Source organism: Neobacillus sp. DY30 (assembly GCF_030123065.1).
Classification (GTDB): Bacteria; Bacillota; Bacilli; order Bacillales; family Cytobacillaceae; genus Neobacillus.
The window spans coordinates 748,804-768,828 of the sequence record NZ_CP126093.1 but is presented as its reverse complement, the minus strand read 5'-3'; the positions used below and the strand labels follow the sequence as shown (position 1 = coordinate 768,828).

The following is a 20,025-nucleotide window of genomic DNA, read 5'->3' as shown; positions in this document are numbered from 1 at the left end:
TCACCTCAATACACGTCTAATTTTGTTTTCCAATCTCCACCATATATCTCTTCAACCTCTTTCTTATACCTTTCTAGCTGTCTATTACCTTGTCTCATTGCTCTAGGGTTATATGGTTTTAGTTCGTATATTATTTTTTTCTCAAAATCAATAAAGTCAATTCTTTTTCCACTTGGTAAACGAAATTCTTTTTCTCTTACACCTTCTAAAACATCATCTACTTTATACGATTTATGCATTTGTTGTCCAAGTTTCAAACTTGATTTGGTATATGGTTTAGTATTATTTATACCCTTAGTAGAAGAATTTACTACCTTAGAAACAGTACTAACTACTTTAACACCAGTTCTAACTGACCCAACACCCCAAGGTACTTCCATCCTAACTACCTCAGGTATATATTCAACCATTTTTATTCTTGATAAACGAGAGTAACGACGTTCCTCAAAATCTACAGGAATATTTCCAGTTGGATCGACCATCATAACTGGATTATTCAATCCATATGCAAAGACATTATGAGATAATAATGCCACTAGCTGGCCACCAAAGCTGTCGGCGTTGAGGAATCGCCCCCACTCTGGATTATAGTAACGGGCATTTAAATAATATAATCCTGTTTCACTATCATATCGATAGCCTCTATATCGATATGGGTTGAGCTTCCCAATGGTGTCTTTTAAGGTTCCGCTGATCGACGTACTATTTCCCCAAGCATCGTACTGGTAGGATACGACTTGACTTCCGCTACCATTAATTAGACCAATAATATCTCCTTGGGTATTGAATAGATAATAGTATTCGGTACCATTTACATTTAAACTTAAAAGGATACCTGCAGCATCATAGGTATAGTGAATGTTATTGGTTCCATCCATTTCATAGACAACTTTGTCACCTTCTAAAATATAGTTGGTGGTGACAGTACTATTTGTTTGTTTATTCGTCACAACCTTCTTGGTACGGAAGCCACCATCGTTATAGGAATACGACAGACCGTAGTTTGCGTTTGAGAAGCTTTTCAGCTGATCGCCCCAAGTCCAAGTTAAAGTATTGCTGCCATAGGAGGTTGGATTGTCTATTCCATTTTGGCCGTAAGCTATTTGCGTATTGACTGTTGATGGTGTTCCATTGGTATAGGTTGTAACATCAATCGATGTCAACAAATCTCGCCAGTTTGTATCCCCGTACTGATATGTGTATGTTTTAACCGGATTTGCCGGAGTTTGGGATGGACTGGTAAAGGCATAGATGTTTTTGGTTTTGATATTTCCACCTACATCATAGGTGAACACGATGGTTTGTCCGGAAACAGGATTATCCTCTCGTAACAATTCACTCAATTCGTTATAGGCATAGGTGATGGTCTTTCCATCATGCGTAATCGTCTCGATATTCCCCATTTTATCATACGTGTACGAAATAGGGCTGTTCACACCATTTTTATAAGTATCAACTAAATTCGTTGTTTTCCCGGACGCTACACCTGGTTTAAACGTATAAGAGGAAGTATAATCTCCACTTGTTAAATTAATCGTTTTTTGCTGGAGTCGTCCTAATGTATCATAACCATAATCTATTTTGCTTTGATTAAACGAAACAGAAGTTTGATTCCCTTCGCTGTCGTATGAATATGAAGTTGTATAAGTGTTGCTTGGTGTACTAAATTCATCCTTAGTGACTTGGTTATTAGCATTGTACGTATACTCAAAGCTATTGCCCAATGAATCTTGTATTTTCGTAATTCGATTTAATATATCATAATCATAACGATAAGAAACATTATTATCACGGTCCGTATGGATCCCAAGATTTCCGTTATTGTCATACTCATAACTGAAGTTCGGAATCACACTTGAGTTTGTTTTAGGTGATTGATTTAAAGATTTGTACGTAATGCGGTCTGCATTATCATATCCATAATAAATAGTATCACCAAGACTATATTGGCTGCTTTGCAACAAATGTGTTGAATTATCATAGGTTTTCGTTACTAAGCTTTTGGAGCCAATATTGACTTTTGTGGTGTCTCCAAACAGATTATATTGCAATCCAATCGAAGTGCCATTTTGGGTAATTCCACTTAATAAGTCATTTTGATATTGATAGCTATTTGTTGAAGTTTGCTGATCAACTGTTTTGGAAACGTTCAATAATTGATCAGTGTTTGGATCATAGGTATACATTGTTTTCCGACTATACGGATCGGTTGAATCAATGAGTGTCCCTTTTTTCAAGTCATAGTTATTCGAAACGACATTGCCAGACGCATCCTTGATGGTTGAAATATAATTACCATCCGAAGTGTAAGTTGTACTACCATCAATAGTTAATAATCCGTCCGAACTTTTTATTGAAGTTCCAGTGGTATTGCCGTAAGAATCGTAGCTAAAGCTCGAAACAATATTTTTAGGTGATACCGAAGTTAATACATTATGTTTAGTATCATAAGTATATTTATATACATTTCCTAATGGATCTGTGTATTGAGTTAAATCATTCGCACTTGAATACGTAAAAGATGATTGAATCTGTTTAATATCTTTTGATGTAATTAAATTTCCTTTACTGTCATAACTATACTGATTCTCAAATGGTTCGAAGTATAATTGAAGACCATCAAAATAGGCGGTATTCTGGTTATGATAATAGGTGGCAAAGATGGTAACCTCTGAATAATCACTATCGGCAGTAGCGGTGTCTGAAACATATTGCCAATCGGAGGAATCCTGATTGAATCCTGCGCGAATATATTGATAAGTCCCATCCGATTTTTTAAACCCTAGGACCAATGCATAATACCTATTTAAATCTGTGATAGGAATTGAGTCACCTTTAGTCCAGCCGCCAAAGGTAAAGATATCACCTTTTTTTCCTTTTACCTTAATGGTCTGATTAATATTTCTAAGCTCGTTTGCATTCCCAGCAATTCCAAACACTTTGCTATCCATATAAGAAGGACCGCCGCCAACAGTTGTATAAATATTAGAGGACGCACTACCCGATTCCTGGTTCCAATAGGTTGGGAAAGTTGACCCATAGCTAAAATCAGCATTTTCTACTAAGTTATAACGATTGGCAATGCTTCCTTCCTCTAGCTGCATACTATCAAAATAGGCGGTACCTGTTTCCTCTAAAAGTGTTAATCTCGTTAATACCGTACCGTCTAACGCATCAGACGGAAGGGTAAAGCTGACCTGTAGCCTTTGCCAATCAGTTGTAGTGCCATTTACATATTCAGAATCGATTTGCTGCCAAGCCCCTGCTTTATCGTGATAATAAAAAGAAATAAGGGCTCCTTTTCCGTTTGTATTTGAAACATTGACTGTATTGACATAGGCTGAAAAAGTGTACGTTTTTCCTTTTGTTAGGGTATTTATTTGTGTGCTATATTGTCTGCTTACCCTATCCGTTTTTGTTAGTTTGGTACTTTGATTGCCCATATAACTCATATCCGTACTATACCCGGTTGTACCCGCACCGCCATCTTTTCCAGCAGTCCATGAGCCAGTGGTCTCCACATTATGATTTAACAGGTAATTTACAGTTGTTCTTTGCAATTTGGATGCTGCAGAGAGCTTATTAACATTGGAACCGCTTGTATTATATTTATAATGCTGAGCGTTTCCATTTACATCTTTCATGCTAACGGTATGTCCTCTATCATTAAACTGATAGATTTCTTTTCTCCCAATGTTATCTACAAAAGAGGTAGTATTGCTCCCATAGGAAAATTGTAAGGACTGACCATTGGTTATTACTTGACTGCTATTGATATGGGTCTCTGTTGCTTTTAGAATCCGAAAAGGCGCATTTGGATAATAAGAATAATTAATTCTGTAGCCATCAAAATTCTTTGCTTCAATGAGATTATGATTCAAGTCATAGGAGTATTGACTATACTTTCCATCAGGATAGGTAATTCTGGTTAAGTCTGAACCAGTATAGGTGTAAGACGTAATTCTACCGCTTGGATCAATGATTTGAGTTAGATTATTCGAAGTTGCATCACGTTTTAACGTCGTTATCCGTCCGGCTCCATCGGTAACATTTACTATATAATCACCTGAATATCCTAAAGTAATTTTATTGTTATTATTATCCTTAATAAAGGTTAAATAGCCGTATGAATTAAAGCTTAATTGATTATCAGATTTATCTTTGATTTTAAATCGTTCAGTGCTAGAAGCAGCGTCAATCGTCATCGTTAAATCTTGGCCATTTTCATCTTTATAGGAATTTGTTGCATTATCAAAATTAAAATAATGTCTTGTTCCGTCTTCATCTGTGAAATAATATAGATCTAGAGTAAAGTCCGCATCAATTCTTTCACTTAGATTTAATCGCCATCCTAAACCATATTTGAGGTTTACTAAACGATCATTGCTATTATAGACATGAGTAATGGAAACAGGCATTCTCATTCCACTCATGCTTAAATCATTATGACTTAGTACGAGATTTCCTGAATAATCATTGATATACCCCGTGCCGGCTCGTCCAATATCTTGAGAGTGATAGGTCCAATAGCTCTCTAATCCGCTATTATTTACATAGTAAAAGGCAGCAACAGGTCGATAACCCGCATAAGCTTCGGATACGTCAGAGGAGAAAAATTCTGTGTAGTTTCCCGTTTCATTATTTGCCTTTAACATCAATCCAAAGTTTTGTTGATCTGTATACCATTGTTTTGCAATTCCTGTAATATCCCATATGTAATCGGTTTTTGTATTACTGTTTACAATTTGATAATCTTGAACCTTATTATCAAATGCAGGCTTGGTATTCCAGGTAATGGTATTCGCATTCCAATCTTGGGTGACTTTGTGTACATTAATTTGACTTCCTGAAGTATTAGGGTTAAACAAAGATAAATATAAATTTGCTTTTGTAATAACGTTTGCAGAGGAAATTGTAGGTAATTTAAATTTAATAAAAGTTTGGTTAATGCCCGAGGAAGCTCCGTTACCAACCTTTAATATTGTGCTATTATAATAGTTTGTGGTCGGATAATTTTGAGAAACATGATTATCGAATATATCAACTGGGCTTAAAGAAGTCACTACGGTTGGATCGATAATTACTGGATATTTTCTGTCTGTTGACTGTAACCATTCCATATCTGGCTTTAAGATTACCTGATATTGATTTCCGCCCTTCTGAAGTTCTAATGATATAGCTGTAGATATTTCATTGTTTTGGTCATACATGTATGGGGCTTCAACTTTAAAAATAACTTGAGTTGGATCACTTTCACTATAGAAATAGATAATATTATCCTTTATCTCAGCCGTTAAATTTTGTGCATTGTAAAGAAATGAATATTGAGTAATGGTTGGTACATCTTTTAGAATAAGATTTTCTTTAACACTGCCAGAAGTTAATATATATTGTAAATCTGTATTCTGCATTACCTCTGGATAAGTGACGGAAGAACCAATCTTTTCTAGCGTTCTCTTTTTTTCATCATTTGTGAAACGATCATATCCTGGGATATTAACCTTATCTTGAACCACTTGTGCATCCTGGATATTATCAAGATTCCAACCAAGGATATAATTCCCACTTTTGATTCTTACAAGATCGTTTTGATTGGTCTTTTTTGCAAATTTAATTTTTAGATTATTAGCCTTATTTTCAAGAACCGGACCGTTAGTTTCGCTATCTGTAGATTCTACTAGCGTATTATCTATGTCTTTCCATTGACCATTTTCCTTGTAATGCACTGGAAAAGGATATACATCCGCCTCATATGTATGGTCCTTTAATAAAAAGTGTTTAACATTTTCTTCTCTCTTTTCAGTATCCTCCTTTACAATATCTTTTGATCCCTTTGCGGGAAATTCTACTTGAGGAGGGAAAACTGGTTTAGTTTCGTCTGTTTCTGCTAAAGTTTTCATCGGCAAAAATGAAAGTAATAGCATAATTGTTATTAATACAGGTATTAACTTTGCTTGCACTTGTTTCATCTTTATCCCCCTATTATGTATAAGAATATTTGTTACTCCTCCTTTACATTAATGGTTAAATTTTACTATTCAGTTATTACATACTACAACAAATAATTACATACAACTTTCGACTAAAAACGACCTTTTGATTCAAAGACCACGGACTTATAGAGGATAACTTGCACATGCTCGGAGAAACTACCAGGTCAAAGGCAAAACTCCTGATGGAATTTGCATTGATGACTAACAAATACGAAGTGATCAAAATGCAAAACATCCGATTATCAAAACGTGCTCCAAAAGTAGTAGTTGATGAAATTATCCCTAGTTACAACCTGAAAAGGAAGGTGATTCATGTCTAAATGCCTATACGATAAAGTAACTGTGCCAAATACAGCTTTTTATCAAGAAACAATTAGAGATAAATAATCCTTGCCGTTTTGTAGTGGAGACAGATTTTAAACATTGAAATTTAGTTCTTATGAAACTTGAAAGTAAAGGATATTTTAGAGCTGTTTCGGAGACGATTTAAATGAAAAATGCCCTTACTTGTGAGTAAGGGCTTCTTCTGTTTTCAAACTTCTCCTAAAGTTATTTGATTAAAGCACCCGTTAGTTGAATAACTAAAGGAAATTTTCAACAAATTGTTCTTCTGAAATTACTTGTAAACCATTTCTTTTAAGTAAGGCTGATGTAACTCCGTTACCAACAATTTTGTTACCCCTAAATTCACCATTATAAATCATTGAACTACCACAGGATGGGCTATTCTCCTTGAGAACAACTATTGTGGCGTTAATTTTTTTAGCTTTTTCTAAAGTAGCATAAGCTCCTTTTATGTAAAGTTCGGTCACGTCATTACCAGATTTCTCAACCACTTTAGCCTTTCCATCCAGTACATCTCCTCCGTCTCCGCCTACTATTTCAGCAGGTTCCCTTGGGGTTGAAAATCCACCAAGCAGTTCGGGACAGATAGTAACAGCTTTATTCTCTCCAACTAAATTACTTATCCTATTATCTAAGCTATGTGTACCGTTATACCGTACTTCTAATCCAGCTAAACAAGAACTGACCAAAATCATTAACTACAACACACCTCTCAAATAAATCCATTCATTGTAATACTTATTGTACTAAACTGCTTCGTTAGCACAATTAAAAAAGCTGCCACAATGACAGCTCCGTTCTTCAACTCTTGCACCAGTTATTTTAAGAACAAATTTTTTTGTTAGGCACTAATAATACTGTTTTTACTTTTAAAGTAAATAAACAAATTAAATATGCTTAACCCTAAAATTACAAGAAACATATATGAGGAAATAGCGTCCCCTGCTAAATTTAATTCATCAGCTATGTACCCCATAATAATAAGATTAATACCAGAAACAATTATTGAAATTATTGAAGTAATACTAACTGTGAATCCATTAACAATGTTGCTTCGTTTCCTTTGAATCAATAAAATAATGAAAATAACAATTAAACTGATCATTAGTGTAATAAAAACTAATCTTGACCAATCGTATATATCTAATCCTTCCATAGTCAGCCCCCTTATTCTTATCTCTAATTTATATTACCATAAAAAACCATTATCCTTCTTCCACTTAACTGCTTCGTTAGTACAACAAGAAAAAAGCCGCCAAAAATAGCAGCCTTTCTTCATTTTTGTGTTATATGTTTATATAGCCGATTTGTTTACTCACCTATTAGTCCATCACCATCCCGATCGTCCATATATTTATAGAGCCATGAATCACGCGTAATTGGCATTTTAAAGCCAGCAGCTTTTGCTTCGGCGATCGTAACACTACCATTATTATTGGTATCCACCTTACTAACATCTTCATTGCTAATTACCGTTTGATTTGCTGGTACATTTTCTGTTTTAGGTGGCGTACTGCTCGTACTTTTGGTTTCCCCTAAATTTTTATTCACTTCATCTGGGTTTACATTGTCAAATTCATCAGTAATGGATCTGCCCTGAATTTTATACGTGAATTTATAATGGTTAGGAATTTGCGTCTGAGTATTTGGATATTGAATCTCTGCTACGAAATCTGTAGCACCTCCTGCATCTCGAATCACTTTTTCCATATAAGCTTGATCACCGTGTCTATTGAGAATGCTATCTTGAGGTGTAATGTTATATGCGTTAGATACTCCCCCAAGTGAGTCAGCAATCACATGCCCTTCATCTAATTCTTGACGCTCTGTACCGGGAACCTTTGCTTCATCAGAATAGTATCTCCCAGACGATAAAACATGTTCAGTTTTCGGATTTTGGGGTGTTATATTTTTTGCTTCAACACGAATTAGCTGTCTGTATTCATTTGTAAAAGCCCAATATTCCCTGTCACCATACCCGACATCAACTCTTACATTCGGCTTTCTAGAACCTGACATATCTCCGCCATCTACTTCAATTAGTGTATATTTACTGTAGTCAAAGTCACCATTAACACTTGTTATCGTTGGTGTACTAGTGGCAGGAACGCTAGGACTGTCTCCGCTTTCACTATTCGATTTTTCTGCCTTTTCTTTAGCCTCAGCTACATCCTGTTCCTTTTTTTTCCCTTCTATCTTTGTTTCAGCATTTTCCTCTTTGCCAGTTGTTTCATTTGATGAACAAGCTGCGAGGAAAACTAATAAAAACGCCATAAATATGTAGGTTAATTTCTTCATGAATTATCCCCTTTTTGTAAATATCTGTAGAAATACCAATACTATTATACTACTAAAACACTTCAAAAAACGAATATATTATAATTTAAAAAGGATTCCGCTAAAGCTGAAATCCTTATAATCTTAAATCCAACAAATTTATATTCCCCATATGATAATCCTTAATGTTATTAACCTAGTTATGGTAAAATTCCTTATTCAATTAAACTGCCCGTAGTTGAATAAGAAACTCACCTACAATACTGGCAATTGGAGCCTTAATTCCTGCACCAGGAATTAACCGAACTACAACCATTATCACCATTATTAATACAGTAATGCAGATTTTTTAATAGTCCATTAGGATTTAAAACTACCGAATAGAGATTTCTGGCTTCTAAATAAAAAATGGGAATGTATATGAAAAAATGAAAAAATCTCCCAACACCGACAAATTTCCTATATAATAATAGGGAATTGATTGCACTTACATACAAATAGGGGGAGTTTTACTTGGCAACATATTTTAGCTGGGTTGGATTTGTCATAGCGGCATATTTTCTTTTATCCGGAATAAACGGACTTAGAAGACGAAATCCGAAAGCAAAAACAAATTTCTTATGGATGGTAGTCGGTCTGATCATTTGGCTATTCGCTTCAGGTAACTCATTTATCATGGTTGTGTTTGCCTTGGGATTTTTAGCTTTTATTTTTTTTCTCATCACTGGAATTCTGGCACTATTCAAAAGAAACGGCAAAGCGAAAAAGAGATTCCTTCTTATGTTAGGAGCAATGGTCATCTGGTTAGGTAGCGCAGCAATGCTTCCGAGTGACAAAAAAGATACCAATATTCAGGCTTCAGAAACAAAGGTAAAATCGAAGGAAGAAGCAAAGAAAAAAGCAGAAGCAGAGGAAAAGGCGAAACAAGAAGCGGAAGCCAAAGTAGCCGCAGAAGCAGAGGCTAAAGCCAAAGCAGAAGCGGAAGCCAAAGCAGAAGCAGAGGCTAAAGCTAAAGCGGAAGCGGAAGCCAAAGCAGCAGCAGAGGCTAAAGCTAAAGCGGAAGCGGAAGCCAAAGCAGCAGCAGAGGCTAAAGCTAAAGCGGAAGCGGAAGCCAAAGCAGCAGCAGAGGCTAAAGCTAAAGCGGAAGCGGAAGCCAAAGCAGCAGCAGAGGCTAAAGCTAAAGCAGAAGCTCAGGCGGCAGCCCAGCAACAGCAGCAAGCAACACAGACATCGTTTGCCAACTGCACCGACCTGAGGACAGTTTATCCAAACGGAGTTCCTTCAAATCATCCTGCTTATACATCTAAAATGGATCGGGATAAAGACGGGTATGCGTGTGAAACAAACTGATAAAGAAAGAAGGTGCATTTAACGCACCTTCTTTTTCGTTTTTCTTTAAACTTAGCAATATGGTAATTCAAAGACCAATAAAACTTTCAAATTAACACTAATCTTAAAAATCGTCAGTTTTACACACATTCCATTATATAAGAGTTTTTTGTATACATAAAATAATGGCTCGTTATGTTTTAAGAATTTATTTGTATCTTTTCTACCGGAGCGAAACCCTTAGTTTTACGAAAATTCATTTTATGTTCAAAATTAGCCATTGAATCTGAGCAATCAATAGTATCAAAATTTAATTGGTTAAGCGTATACCTATGGATTTTCACCGATAATACTACTATTTTTTCATGATACCCAGTAGACGTATTTAATTGGGAATCCAAAGCGTGGATTATAATAGTATCTAACGGCAATAAAGCTAACATATCTCTTGCTATTCTAAGTACACAACTGCAGACGTAATCCTGTTGAATATCGTAATATTTGGAGATAGGCATATTTTTGACGGATACTTTTCCTGTACTGGTTAGAGTTTTCATTTCTGAAGGTACAACATTTTGGGTTTGTACATCAAATTCCACTTCCATAGTATGGGGTTCTTCAAGAAAAAACTCAAACCCACTTCCAAAATCACTTAGATCATCTAGAGGAGCGAAATCCTTTATTACTTCAAAATACGTTTCCAAATCCCCATTCAATAACTTCGTTGCTATTTCTGTCAATACACTCCATTCTTGATATTCTTCCTCGTCTTTCTTACGGGCTTCTAAGACCTTATTTCTGAGCTCCTCTATACGCTTTTCTTCTTGATTAAAGACTTTTGCCATAAAACCAGGTCTATAATTTTGAAGTTCCTGTAAGGCTTGTTTTTCTAAAGGTCCAGGGTGCCCTTTTAAGAATGGAGGTTCTGTATTTTTAATGTCCAGCCAATCAACAAAATCATCACACTCTTTATGAATCGACTTAATCATATTTAGTCTATTTTCATACAACTCGACTTCTAATTGATTTCGTTGCAGTTCTTGCAACTTTTCTCTTTCTTTTTGCAATCGATTCAATTCCGCTTGTCGCTGATATGAAGCTGTTCTATAGTTCCTATTCCCTCTATTACCGCTTCTCCCACCGGAAGTGGAAGTATAGGAAAGACCAGTTCCAGGCAAAGAAACCGTAGTCCTACTTTGACCTCTTGAGTTCACAGAGTGCCTTAATCCTTTGACTCCTACACTTGCCCCAACCCCTCGACTACTTACGTTTAAACGAACTCCAGGAGCAATTTTAAAGCTCTTTCTAAACCCAAAACCCATAAAGTTTCCTCCCTACTTCAAAGCCCAGTTACCTAAAGGACTGATTTTTTTGTTTTAGTCGATTCATTTTTCACTTGCCCTCTTACATTAATATTCCAACTATAATTGTATCACGGCATAGGACTTTAGCAGCAATAATTATTACAAAAAAAATAAAGAGAAATGCAATCATTATGACTGTACTTCTCTCCATTACTTAAAGCAGTATAATTTATTAAGCCTCTGAAACAGTTGGATCAACAAATCCAAACTCTATCTTATTGTTAAAAGAACCTTGTAATTCCTTTTTCTCAACAAAAGCACCGTTCGTTTTTGCAATATATTCTGATGCCTTCAACCGATCCTTAATATCAGCATTTTCATCACGCATAATTCCTGTCCAAAACCGCTTTGTTTCCGTAATATCCGCAATAAATTCCAGATCCAATTTTTCATTCCGCTCCTTTATATATTCCAAAACCTTAGCATTCCTGAGCAGTCGGCTTGCATTTACTTCTGCAGCATTTCCTTCGGCTTCATATCCCGCTCTTAAATAACTTGCAGTAGCATTGCCGGTTTCAATATAATAATCGGCAAATCTTTTTTGCTTTATGTTTAGTTCAATCAATAGTAGTACCTCCCGTCTCGTAAAAAACAATCAAGCAGAACGTATGTTTTTATTTTTATTATAACAAATTCTTATTCAAGAGGATAATAAAAATTTCCAAATAATTCTTTATTTATTACTTTATTCCTGATAAATTTGAATTGTGGGAAAATGTTAAAAAAAGGAGAAACACAAAGATGGGAAAAGATAACGACTTGATTATAAGAAAAGCCCAAGGGGAAATATCAAACGGCTTTAATAGTTTTGAACAATATTTAGAAGGTTTAGGTTTACCAACTTCTGGAGTTATAGCTGATACCACTGAACGAGAATTAATCCTAACTAACCTACCTATAGTAATTAATCGAATGAGCATTGAAAATAAACAAAATGCTACTTATCTTTCTAAATTTGTTGCGGGTTGTGCTATAGGTTTATTTGATGCTTCACTCAATTTTGTATGGAATGAAGTCATTGTTTCTCTAAGAAATAAAATTTGTATATATGGAATAGATATTTTCTTTGATGCTGCAATAGGGGAAAAAGTTAGAGAATTATATCAGACTGAAGAAGACCTGAAAGGGGTCAAAGACCAAACTCTGCTTGATACGTGTAGAAAGCTAGAAATAATATCAGATTTGTTACACACAAAACTTACATACATCTTAACAATGCGTAATGATATTGGCGCTTCTCATCCGAATAACTACTCAATAGGTTCTTTTGAACTTCTTGGGTGGCTACAAACTTGTGTACAAGAGGTAATTAGCGATCAACCTTCTACTGCGGCAATTTTTGTACAACAGCTCATTATAAACCTTAAAAGATCTACAGAATTAATTGGTGGATTAGCATTATCACAAATAAAAGAATCCATTAAGGAACTTTCCAGTAGTATTACTGATAATTTATTAAGAACCTTATTTAGTATTTTTGTAAGTCCTAAAACTGGAAATATTGTTCAGCAAAATATATTAGCATTAGCACCTATTGCTTGGGATTGTAGTAGTGATAATGTTAAGTTTGATTTAGGAGTTAAACTTGACCAATTTAATGTTAATTTGAATAGTGAAGCATTTAATTTAGGTAATAGGTTTTTTGAAAAGTGCGATGGTAATATGTATAAAACCTTGAGCACGAGAAGTTTAATTATCAATGATTTAGTTGAAAAACTTCTTAGTGTTCATTATTCGTGGGATAATTTTTATCATGAAGTGCCAGTTGCTAGAGAATTATTATCCTATATAAAGACACCCACAGATATTCCTAGTGATAGACAGGAAAAATTAATTCAAGCTATCTTAGTGTGTCGAATAGGTAATGGTGTAAGCTATAATATGGGGGTTTCCCCTGGTGCAAAACCACTTTATGATACTTTTATTAACTTACTAAGTAGTGATCAAATCATAATTCTAATAAAATTATTAGAAACCGTAGAAATTCAATCTAGGCTAGGCATCAAAAACTGTCAGCAGCAGTTAGTTAGTCTTCTTCAAAATATAAACGCGGATTTATTAAGTTTAAGGGTGCAGGAAGTTATAACTTTTCTAATTGAAAATGCTGCAAATGTATCAAATGTAACAAAGACGAAAGGTTTTAGAGATATAACCAAAGCTTTTAATTAATATCAGTATGTGCAAAAGTATACCATACTTCAAAAAAAATCTCTCTGCTAAGCAGGGAGATTTCTTTTACACACGGCCTCATCTTAATTATTTTAAAACTAGTAGTGAACAGCACTCCACATGTGTGGAGTGTATCTTGCAACACACTGCTGAGACACAGGTTAAGTTTACATTAACTACATTTTTGAATTATCTAACATAAACTCCTGATACAAGGTAATTGCCCGCTTAAGTTGGGATTGGACAAAGACACTTAATTCATTAAATTCCGGACTATTAACTAGTTCACTTATGGATTCTTCGTTAGTCTTCTCAAAATTAATCTCAGTTATTTTTAAGGCACGTCTTATTCTCGAAACCACATCTTTTGCCGAAGCTTCCTGCATTCCTTTGCTTTCTTTAAGCCATAACTTAAATAGTTCTAGTTCCATCTAAACCCTCCTTCATTATGAATTATTTAATTTTAAATCGAGAGTTATTTTACACTTGATATTGCAGAGAATTTTTCAATTGTAAAATCAGAAATTTTCCGGCTAATATCAGTTCCTAGATTTTCTTTTATTATTGTATCAAAATCCGCGTAATCTATTTCCCTAAGACCATGGTGTATACAGTTATATAAAAATTCTGAAAAGGTACCTGCAGTAAGAATTACATTATCAGTACCTAAAATGTCGCCTTTAACAGCAGGGACATATCTCGGTGTAATTACGATTGTATATTTTCCACCAATTTTCAACCGATGACTCCTTAGCCTACCTGCATTAATGTTGGTTAATTTATTCTTTGTTGATTTAGTTTCAACTGCAAATTTCATTCCTTCAGTGCGATATAAACATTCAATATCTGTGTTACCAGCCCCTCCAATTTTCCTAGCATCGACATTCATAAACATATTAAACCCTTCAACCAGTACATTTTCGAAGAGGTAGGCTTGTTCACCATCAATATTATTAGAATATTCATCTATTAATCTAGGAAGCTCAAGTAAATCAGTTAAGTAACCACCTTCAATGTCTAATTCTCCAATTTCTTTAAGTAAGAGTCTAGGGTAGAAGCTATATATCTCTTTTGTAACTTCAATTCCAAGTCTTCCCTCATCATCCAGTGGTAAGGGCTCTTCGTCAAAAGGATATTTTTCCATTAGCTTTAAACAATACTCCATTAGCTCAGACGGGATTGTAACAAAGTTCCTGGTTACTCTTCTATGTGTGCTTTTGCCTTGGCGCAACTTACATATCAATTCCCCATCATGCGCCTCAAATATCCCCATATTCTTAAAAAGTCTACGATAATAATAATCCCACTCATAAACTGCATTTACCAAAACATGCTCTTTTTCATGGAACATAGGGATTAATTCTTCATTTGTCATTTGGCGAAGTTTTAATATTTCATTCACCAACTCATCATACTTTTTATCATTCATCTCTTGTGCAAATACAACGTGATATGCCACCTCAAAAGCATGCAACTTATACTCTAGCCTTTCATCAGTTAATAATTTAAATATCAATCTGAAGGGGAACAGCTTAAACACTTTATCTGTTCCATCATGAGGATGCGGGTACTGTATTGCCCATAACATGGTAAGGAAGATTTTTTTTAGTTTTCTTTCATCAGCAATATGTTTAAGAAAAAGATTCCCCAATGGACTATACATAAACCTTTGTTTACCATCAATTGTATCCTTATACCCAAACATAAAATAAGCCAAAGTACCTATTCTATGATTTATTGCATCTAGTGGCATTTCGGGATTTCGTTCCTTATAGTAATCAAGTTCTTTAAGTTTTTGGAGGAGCTGAGCCTTCTTCCCCTCTGAAATTTCTGTTTTTGTATGACTTTTAAGGTTAACAGCAACCGCTTTAAGTAAATCAACATTACTAGTATGCCTTTTGAGGATCCATTTCTTTTCTTCTATTCTGTAAGTCAACTTTAGTTCCTCCTTGTTGTATCTGCTTTAAAATTTTCATTAACATTAATGGTGGAATTGATTCTCCTATGACTGTACGAATGAAGTTATCTGTAGCATTACTTGGAAATGTTATATCTGTAGGTATAGAAGATACGATGAAAGTTTCTAACAATGTTAATACTCTAGCATCAGAGTATGTACCATCTTCCAACTTCCGACCTGGGTGAACATTATTGTGTGAGCTAATGCTTCCACAATATGTTGTTCTAGCATGAGCTGGTTGGTCCCATCGCATTCTTTTAAAAGTGTTATGAAAACCAGATATCCTTTCACCATTTTCTTTTTTGGGATAATATATTTCATTTTTCAAAGCACTTTTTCCTGTAGGTGTATGTTTTAATGCTAGTATTGCTCTTTCATTATGAGGCTTAGCCTCATGCCATGGAATATTAGACTTTTCACCAGCCTCTAAACTAGGTAAATGTCCTATTGCATCTTGCAAAGGAATCTCCGGCTCAATTTCCGGCAACTCCCACGATAAGCCCTTTTTGCATAATTTGATTATTGCTCTTGGTCTAGTTTGAGAAATACCATAATCTTTGGCATTCAATACCACAGCTTCTATATCGTAATGCAAAGAATATCTTTCTCTCAGTATTTGTTCAAGTCGTAAATACTCTCCATTGTATGGAAAGTACATATTAAGGAATTTCTCAACATTTTCAATTAATATATAATCGAAATACCCTTCATCCATTATATCGAAAATGTCAAAAATTAAATAATTTCTTTCATCATCCTGGTAATGGCTTTGAATTTTGTTTTTTCCTAGTGTACTTAGCCCTTGGCATGGAGGTGTTGCCAGTAAAAGCTTAACGTCATCACTTAAATATGATTTTATTTTACTTTTAACCTCTGGGTTTTTAATATCCCCTACTATTACGTCGGTATTAGGGTAAAAGTGTTTATAACATTCTGCTCTCTTAGGAATTAATTCATTTGCAGCAATAACCTCAATTCCAATATTGTCTAGTAATAACTCTCCGATGCCAGCGCTTGAAAATAATGATATTGCCTTTATTTTTTTCATTTTATTTCTCCTACAATCTTTTTTAACATTAATGGTGGAATTGATTCTCCGATACATTGCCTTACTAGCACTTCGGGAGTATCATCCGGAATGGCCCAATCACTTGGCATAGAATTTAAAATCATTAATTCTAAAGGGGTGAGGACCCGCGCATCAGAATAAGTGCCATCATTCAATTTTCTTCCTGGATGGACATTTCTTTGGGAGCTAATCGCATCATTTCTCAATGTTATTGTTGGTGCAGGTTCATCCCATTCCATCCTTCTATATGTTGTATTATAACCGGATATTTTCTCCCCATTTTCTTTTTTTGGGAAATACACTTTATTTTCAAATGCAGATTTACCAGTGGGAGTATGTTTCATCCACAAAATATGCCTAGGATCATGTTTTCTAGCAAAGTGCCATTTTATATTGGAAGATTCACCGGATTCTAAACTAGGAAGATATCCAATTGCTTCTCTAACATTGATTTTTCTTTCAGTTGCTGGCCAAGGCCAGCTTGTACCTTTTTTAAACATTTTTATTATAGCCCTTTTCCTATTTTGAGGCACCCCCAGTTCAGCAGCATCAACAACTTCGGCTTCAATATTGTAGAACCCGCTAAATGTTTTGGATAAAGCATTTGGAACGGTTACAAGGTTTCCTTCATATAAAATTAACAGTTTTAAAAGAGCGGGAACATTTTCAATCAGAACATATGTCGGCTTCAAAATATGAATAGCTTCAATTACTTTATAAACTAAGAAATTCCTTTCATCCTTCGCAAAGTCATTTACATTTCTGTTTTTTCCAGCTATACTCATCCCTTGGCATGGAGGCGAAGCGAGCAAAAAATCAATTTTTTCGTCAGAAGTATTTATAACTTGGTCAAAAACGTCTTTTTCTAAGATATTTCCTTGTACCATTTTGGTATCGTGATGCACATTTCTATATAAATCTGCACGCCTTTTGACCAATTCGTTTGCAGCAAAAATCTTAATTCCTAACTCCTTAAAATATATTTCTCCTATTCCGGCACTTGAAAATAAGGAAATAGCCTTCATACTTATTCACAAACCTTCTGTAATAATATTTTAGGGAAGAATACAAATAAATCAAACACTCGTTCCCTTCTATTTTAGTATAACTTAATTGTGTTTAGAAAAATATCTAACTTTTTATATTATATGCTATTAAATAAAAGGATTTAATACTTATCGAGAATAAGTTTATGGAAAATACTTGGAAGAACCTCTGTGGAATTTCTATATCCCTTTTCAATAAGACTTTCAATAGGTTCTGATTAGTCAGGAAGATGATGTATAATCTTACTGTATAATTATTTTTTACAATACCTTTATCTATAGTTATTTATTTGCCAATCAATCTCCTTACTCCCAATTTCCCTCAAAAACCTATTAGCCTTAGAAAACGGCCGGCTGCCAAAAAAGCCATTATGAGCAGACAATGGGCTCGGGTGTGGAGATTTAATAATATAGTGATGGGGTGCAGTAATCAATTGTTGTTTCTGCTGCGCGAAATTACCCCAGAGGATAAATATGACTGGTGTCTCCCTTTGATTCAAAATTTCTATGACTCTATTAGTAAACAACTCCCAGCCTAGACCTTTATGAGAGTTTGCATTTCCAGCCTGGACCGTCAGCACCGCATTCAGCATTAATACCCCCTGCTTGGCCCATTCCACCAGGTATCCATGATTGGGAATAGAACACCCCAAATCATCCTTTAACTCCTTATAAATATTGCGTAATGATGGAGGAATCCTCACTCCTGGTTTAACAGAGAAACTTAACCCGTGGGCTTGTCCTGGCCCATGATAAGGATCCTGACCGATAATCACTACTTTCGTATCTTTATAGGAAGTGTAATGGAGCGCGTTAAAAATATCATTTTTATCCGGATAAATGACCTTTGTTTGATATTCCATCAATAATTTTTGTCTTAATTCTTGGTAATACGGCTTTTCAAACTCCTCCTCCAATAAAGGAGCCCAATCATTTTTTAATATTGCCATTCTCATTCACTCGCTTTTCTAGATTGTTGATTGATTTAATTATAGTTTAAAAAGGGAATTAAAAACATTTTGCCTATAAAAAATACGAACAGTTCCAGGCACTATTCGCTTAAGTTCACTAGATTTTGCAGGAAAAGGCGAAAAGCTCTTCGCTTTTTCGCCCTTTCACTCAAATCTATAATGTTAGTTTAATTCAGGCCAGTAACCTTTATTAGCTTCAATTAAATCATCCAAAATTTCTTTTGCAACTTTTGCACTTGGTACGGTTTTTGATAGCGTTAAAGCCTGCCATAATTTTTGATAGCTTCCTTCGATGTAGGCTTGTACGACTAATTTCTCGACGGTTACTTGCTGGTACATTAACGCTCGTTGGAATTCAGGAATCTTTCCTTGGCTTAATGGCTCTGGACCATCGCTTCCGACAATACATGGAACTTCTACCATGGCATCATCATCAAAGTTGGCAATGGCACCATTGTTTTGGACGATTAACAGCATTCTTTCGTGCGTGTTAAAGGCAATGGCACGGGCAAGGTCAACAACAAAAGTTGCGTGAGCGCCCATTTCAAATTCACAGCCTTCTGCTGTTCCTCTTTCAATGATTTGTCTTGCAGTAGAAAAGACCGTCTTTTCTCTGCCAGCGATGACTTCATTTGCCCTTGTATATTCCGGATTTGAAGTCTTCACGACATAATCAGGATATAAATAGTATTTTAGATACGTATTTGGCAAGAATCTTGGATCAACTGCTAACAAGTCTTTCGCTTTTTTATGTGTTTCCTGCCAGCTGGCATCCGTATGCTGCGTATCTACTTCTTTTTGCGTCAGATAACCGTTCTCTGCTACATATTCTCGAACTTGTGGCAGATATTCATTTCCTTCCTTATCTTTAACGCTAGTCCACCAGCCAAAGTGGTTTAATCCAAAATAACGGACTTCTAAATCTTGCGGCTCTTTGCCGATGATATGCGAAATTCTGCGCAGTGTTCCTACTGGCATGTCACAAATATTCAATACTTTTGAATTTGGACGCAGCACGCGGCAAGCTTCTGCTACAATGGCTGCAGGATTGGAATAGTTTAACATCCAAGCATCTGGTGAATATTTTTCCATCATGTCTATCATTTCAATCATATCACCGATGCTTCTCATCCCATAAGCAATTCCGCCAGGTCCGCACGTTTCTTGACCGACAACACCATGCTTTAATGGAATTTTTTCATCCTTTTCACGCATTTCATATTTGCCCGTACGAATATGAGCAAAACAGAAGTCGATATCCGTGAAAGCTTCCTCCGGATCCGTTGTATAGCAATACTCGATATCCGGCGCCTTTTCTTTTAATACAATTTTAATAGCTTCCCCTAAAACAGCTTGTCTTTCACCGTCGTTATCATATAATTTTATTTTTCGAAGCGGAAAACGGTCCAGGTTATCCAATAACATCATAACAATCCCTGGTGTATAAGTACTTCCTCCACCTGCAATAACAATTGAGAACTTTTTCATTTTCTCCATTCCCT

15 protein-coding genes are annotated in these 20,025 nt (G+C 35.3%); 3 read left to right on the top strand and 12 right to left on the bottom strand.

The window, feature by feature from the left end; translation table 11 throughout:
- Positions 1-5: 5 nt before the first annotated feature.
- On the bottom strand, positions 6-5,969 hold the full coding sequence (locus QNH29_RS03520; RefSeq protein WP_283863470.1) for a DNRLRE domain-containing protein: 5,964 nt from the start codon (positions 5,967-5,969) through the stop codon (positions 6-8).
- A 206-nt stretch (positions 5,970-6,175) separates the two neighbouring features.
- On the opposite strand from QNH29_RS03520, the gene QNH29_RS03515 reads away from it, so the two are divergent.
- Positions 6,176-6,313 (top strand): hypothetical protein, encoded by a 138-nt coding sequence (locus QNH29_RS03515; RefSeq protein WP_283863469.1) that lies wholly within the window; start codon positions 6,176-6,178, stop codon positions 6,311-6,313.
- Between the two features lie 261 nt (positions 6,314-6,574).
- On the opposite strand, the gene QNH29_RS03510 is transcribed toward QNH29_RS03515, so the two are convergent.
- The 3 genes from QNH29_RS03510 to QNH29_RS03500 all read right to left on the bottom strand — a co-directional run bounded on the left by QNH29_RS03510 (position 6,575) and on the right by QNH29_RS03500 (position 8,636).
- Complete coding sequence (locus QNH29_RS03510; RefSeq protein ID WP_283863468.1) at positions 6,575-7,033, bottom strand: 2-thiouracil desulfurase family protein; 459 nt, start codon at positions 7,031-7,033, stop codon at positions 6,575-6,577.
- Between the two features lie 146 nt (positions 7,034-7,179).
- The gene (locus QNH29_RS03505) at positions 7,180-7,494 is read right to left on the bottom strand and encodes a hypothetical protein (protein WP_283863467.1); all 315 of its coding nucleotides are present in this window, start codon (positions 7,492-7,494) and stop codon (positions 7,180-7,182) included.
- A gap of 155 nt (positions 7,495-7,649) precedes the next feature.
- Entirely contained in the window at positions 7,650-8,636 is a 987-nt protein-coding gene (locus QNH29_RS03500; protein WP_283863466.1) for a DNA/RNA non-specific endonuclease, read from the bottom strand.
- Positions 8,637-9,128: 492 nt separating this feature from the next.
- Between QNH29_RS03500 and QNH29_RS03495 the strand changes: the two genes are divergently transcribed.
- Entirely contained in the window at positions 9,129-9,965 is an 837-nt protein-coding gene (locus tag QNH29_RS03495; protein WP_283863465.1) for an excalibur calcium-binding domain-containing protein, read from the top strand.
- 179 nt (positions 9,966-10,144) lie between these two features.
- Here QNH29_RS03495 and QNH29_RS03490 read toward each other — a convergent pair whose 3' ends face one another.
- Both QNH29_RS03490 and QNH29_RS03485 read right to left on the bottom strand, forming a co-directional pair.
- Positions 10,145-11,266, bottom strand: coding sequence for a DUF4236 domain-containing protein (locus QNH29_RS03490; RefSeq protein ID WP_283863464.1), 1,122 nt, complete (start codon positions 11,264-11,266; stop codon positions 10,145-10,147).
- Between the two features lie 214 nt (positions 11,267-11,480).
- On the bottom strand, positions 11,481-11,873 hold the full coding sequence (locus QNH29_RS03485) for a terminase small subunit (RefSeq protein ID WP_283863463.1): 393 nt from the start codon (positions 11,871-11,873) through the stop codon (positions 11,481-11,483).
- A 176-nt stretch (positions 11,874-12,049) separates the two neighbouring features.
- Between QNH29_RS03485 and QNH29_RS03480 the strand changes: the two genes are divergently transcribed.
- Complete coding sequence (locus tag QNH29_RS03480) at positions 12,050-13,477, top strand: hypothetical protein (RefSeq protein ID WP_283863462.1); 1,428 nt, start codon at positions 12,050-12,052, stop codon at positions 13,475-13,477.
- A gap of 176 nt (positions 13,478-13,653) precedes the next feature.
- On the opposite strand, the gene QNH29_RS03475 is transcribed toward QNH29_RS03480, so the two are convergent.
- From QNH29_RS03475 to QNH29_RS03450, 6 genes are all read right to left on the bottom strand, one after another.
- Positions 13,654-13,908, bottom strand: coding sequence for a hypothetical protein (locus QNH29_RS03475; RefSeq protein WP_283863461.1), 255 nt, complete (start codon positions 13,906-13,908; stop codon positions 13,654-13,656).
- A gap of 44 nt (positions 13,909-13,952) precedes the next feature.
- The gene (locus QNH29_RS03470; protein WP_283863460.1) at positions 13,953-15,413 is read right to left on the bottom strand and encodes a hypothetical protein; all 1,461 of its coding nucleotides are present in this window, start codon (positions 15,411-15,413) and stop codon (positions 13,953-13,955) included.
- Complete coding sequence (locus tag QNH29_RS03465; RefSeq protein ID WP_283863459.1) at positions 15,364-16,485, bottom strand: DNA cytosine methyltransferase; 1,122 nt, start codon at positions 16,483-16,485, stop codon at positions 15,364-15,366. The genes QNH29_RS03470 and QNH29_RS03465 overlap by 50 nt, the downstream gene beginning before the upstream one ends.
- Positions 16,482-17,531, bottom strand: a complete 1,050-nt coding sequence (dcm, locus tag QNH29_RS03460; RefSeq protein WP_283863458.1) for a DNA (cytosine-5-)-methyltransferase — start codon at positions 17,529-17,531, stop codon at positions 16,482-16,484. Before dcm ends, QNH29_RS03465 begins: the two co-directional genes overlap by 4 nt.
- Before the next feature lie 293 nt (positions 17,532-17,824).
- On the bottom strand, positions 17,825-18,502 hold the full coding sequence (locus QNH29_RS03455) for a uracil-DNA glycosylase (RefSeq protein WP_283863457.1): 678 nt from the start codon (positions 18,500-18,502) through the stop codon (positions 17,825-17,827).
- Positions 18,503-18,685: 183 nt separating this feature from the next.
- Positions 18,686-20,011: a 6-phospho-alpha-glucosidase gene (locus QNH29_RS03450; protein WP_283863456.1), complete on the bottom strand. Its 1,326-nt coding sequence runs from the start codon at positions 20,009-20,011 to the stop codon at positions 18,686-18,688.
- Positions 20,012-20,025 lie beyond the last annotated feature (14 nt).

Coding starts and splice junctions, on each gene's coding strand:
- QNH29_RS03450 (WP_283863456.1), bottom strand. CDS start 20,011: ATGAAAAAGTTCTCAATTGTTATTGCAGGTGGAGGAAGTACTTATACA.
- QNH29_RS03500 (WP_283863466.1), bottom strand. CDS start 8,636: ATGAAGAAATTAACCTACATATTTATGGCGTTTTTATTAGTTTTCCTC.
- QNH29_RS03510 (WP_283863468.1), bottom strand. CDS start 7,033: ATGATTTTGGTCAGTTCTTGTTTAGCTGGATTAGAAGTACGGTATAAC.
- QNH29_RS03490 (WP_283863464.1), bottom strand. CDS start 11,266: ATGGGTTTTGGGTTTAGAAAGAGCTTTAAAATTGCTCCTGGAGTTCGT.
- QNH29_RS03515 (WP_283863469.1), top strand. CDS start 6,176: ATGGAATTTGCATTGATGACTAACAAATACGAAGTGATCAAAATGCAA.
- QNH29_RS03505 (WP_283863467.1), bottom strand. CDS start 7,494: ATGGAAGGATTAGATATATACGATTGGTCAAGATTAGTTTTTATTACA.
- QNH29_RS03520 (WP_283863470.1), bottom strand. CDS start 5,969: ATGAAACAAGTGCAAGCAAAGTTAATACCTGTATTAATAACAATTATG.
- QNH29_RS03480 (WP_283863462.1), top strand. CDS start 12,050: ATGGGAAAAGATAACGACTTGATTATAAGAAAAGCCCAAGGGGAAATA.
- QNH29_RS03475 (WP_283863461.1), bottom strand. CDS start 13,908: ATGGAACTAGAACTATTTAAGTTATGGCTTAAAGAAAGCAAAGGAATG.
- dcm (WP_283863458.1), bottom strand. CDS start 17,531: ATGAAGGCTATTTCCTTATTTTCAAGTGCCGGAATAGGAGAAATATAT.
- QNH29_RS03455 (WP_283863457.1), bottom strand. CDS start 18,502: ATGGCAATATTAAAAAATGATTGGGCTCCTTTATTGGAGGAGGAGTTT.
- QNH29_RS03465 (WP_283863459.1), bottom strand. CDS start 16,485: ATGAAAAAAATAAAGGCAATATCATTATTTTCAAGCGCTGGCATCGGA.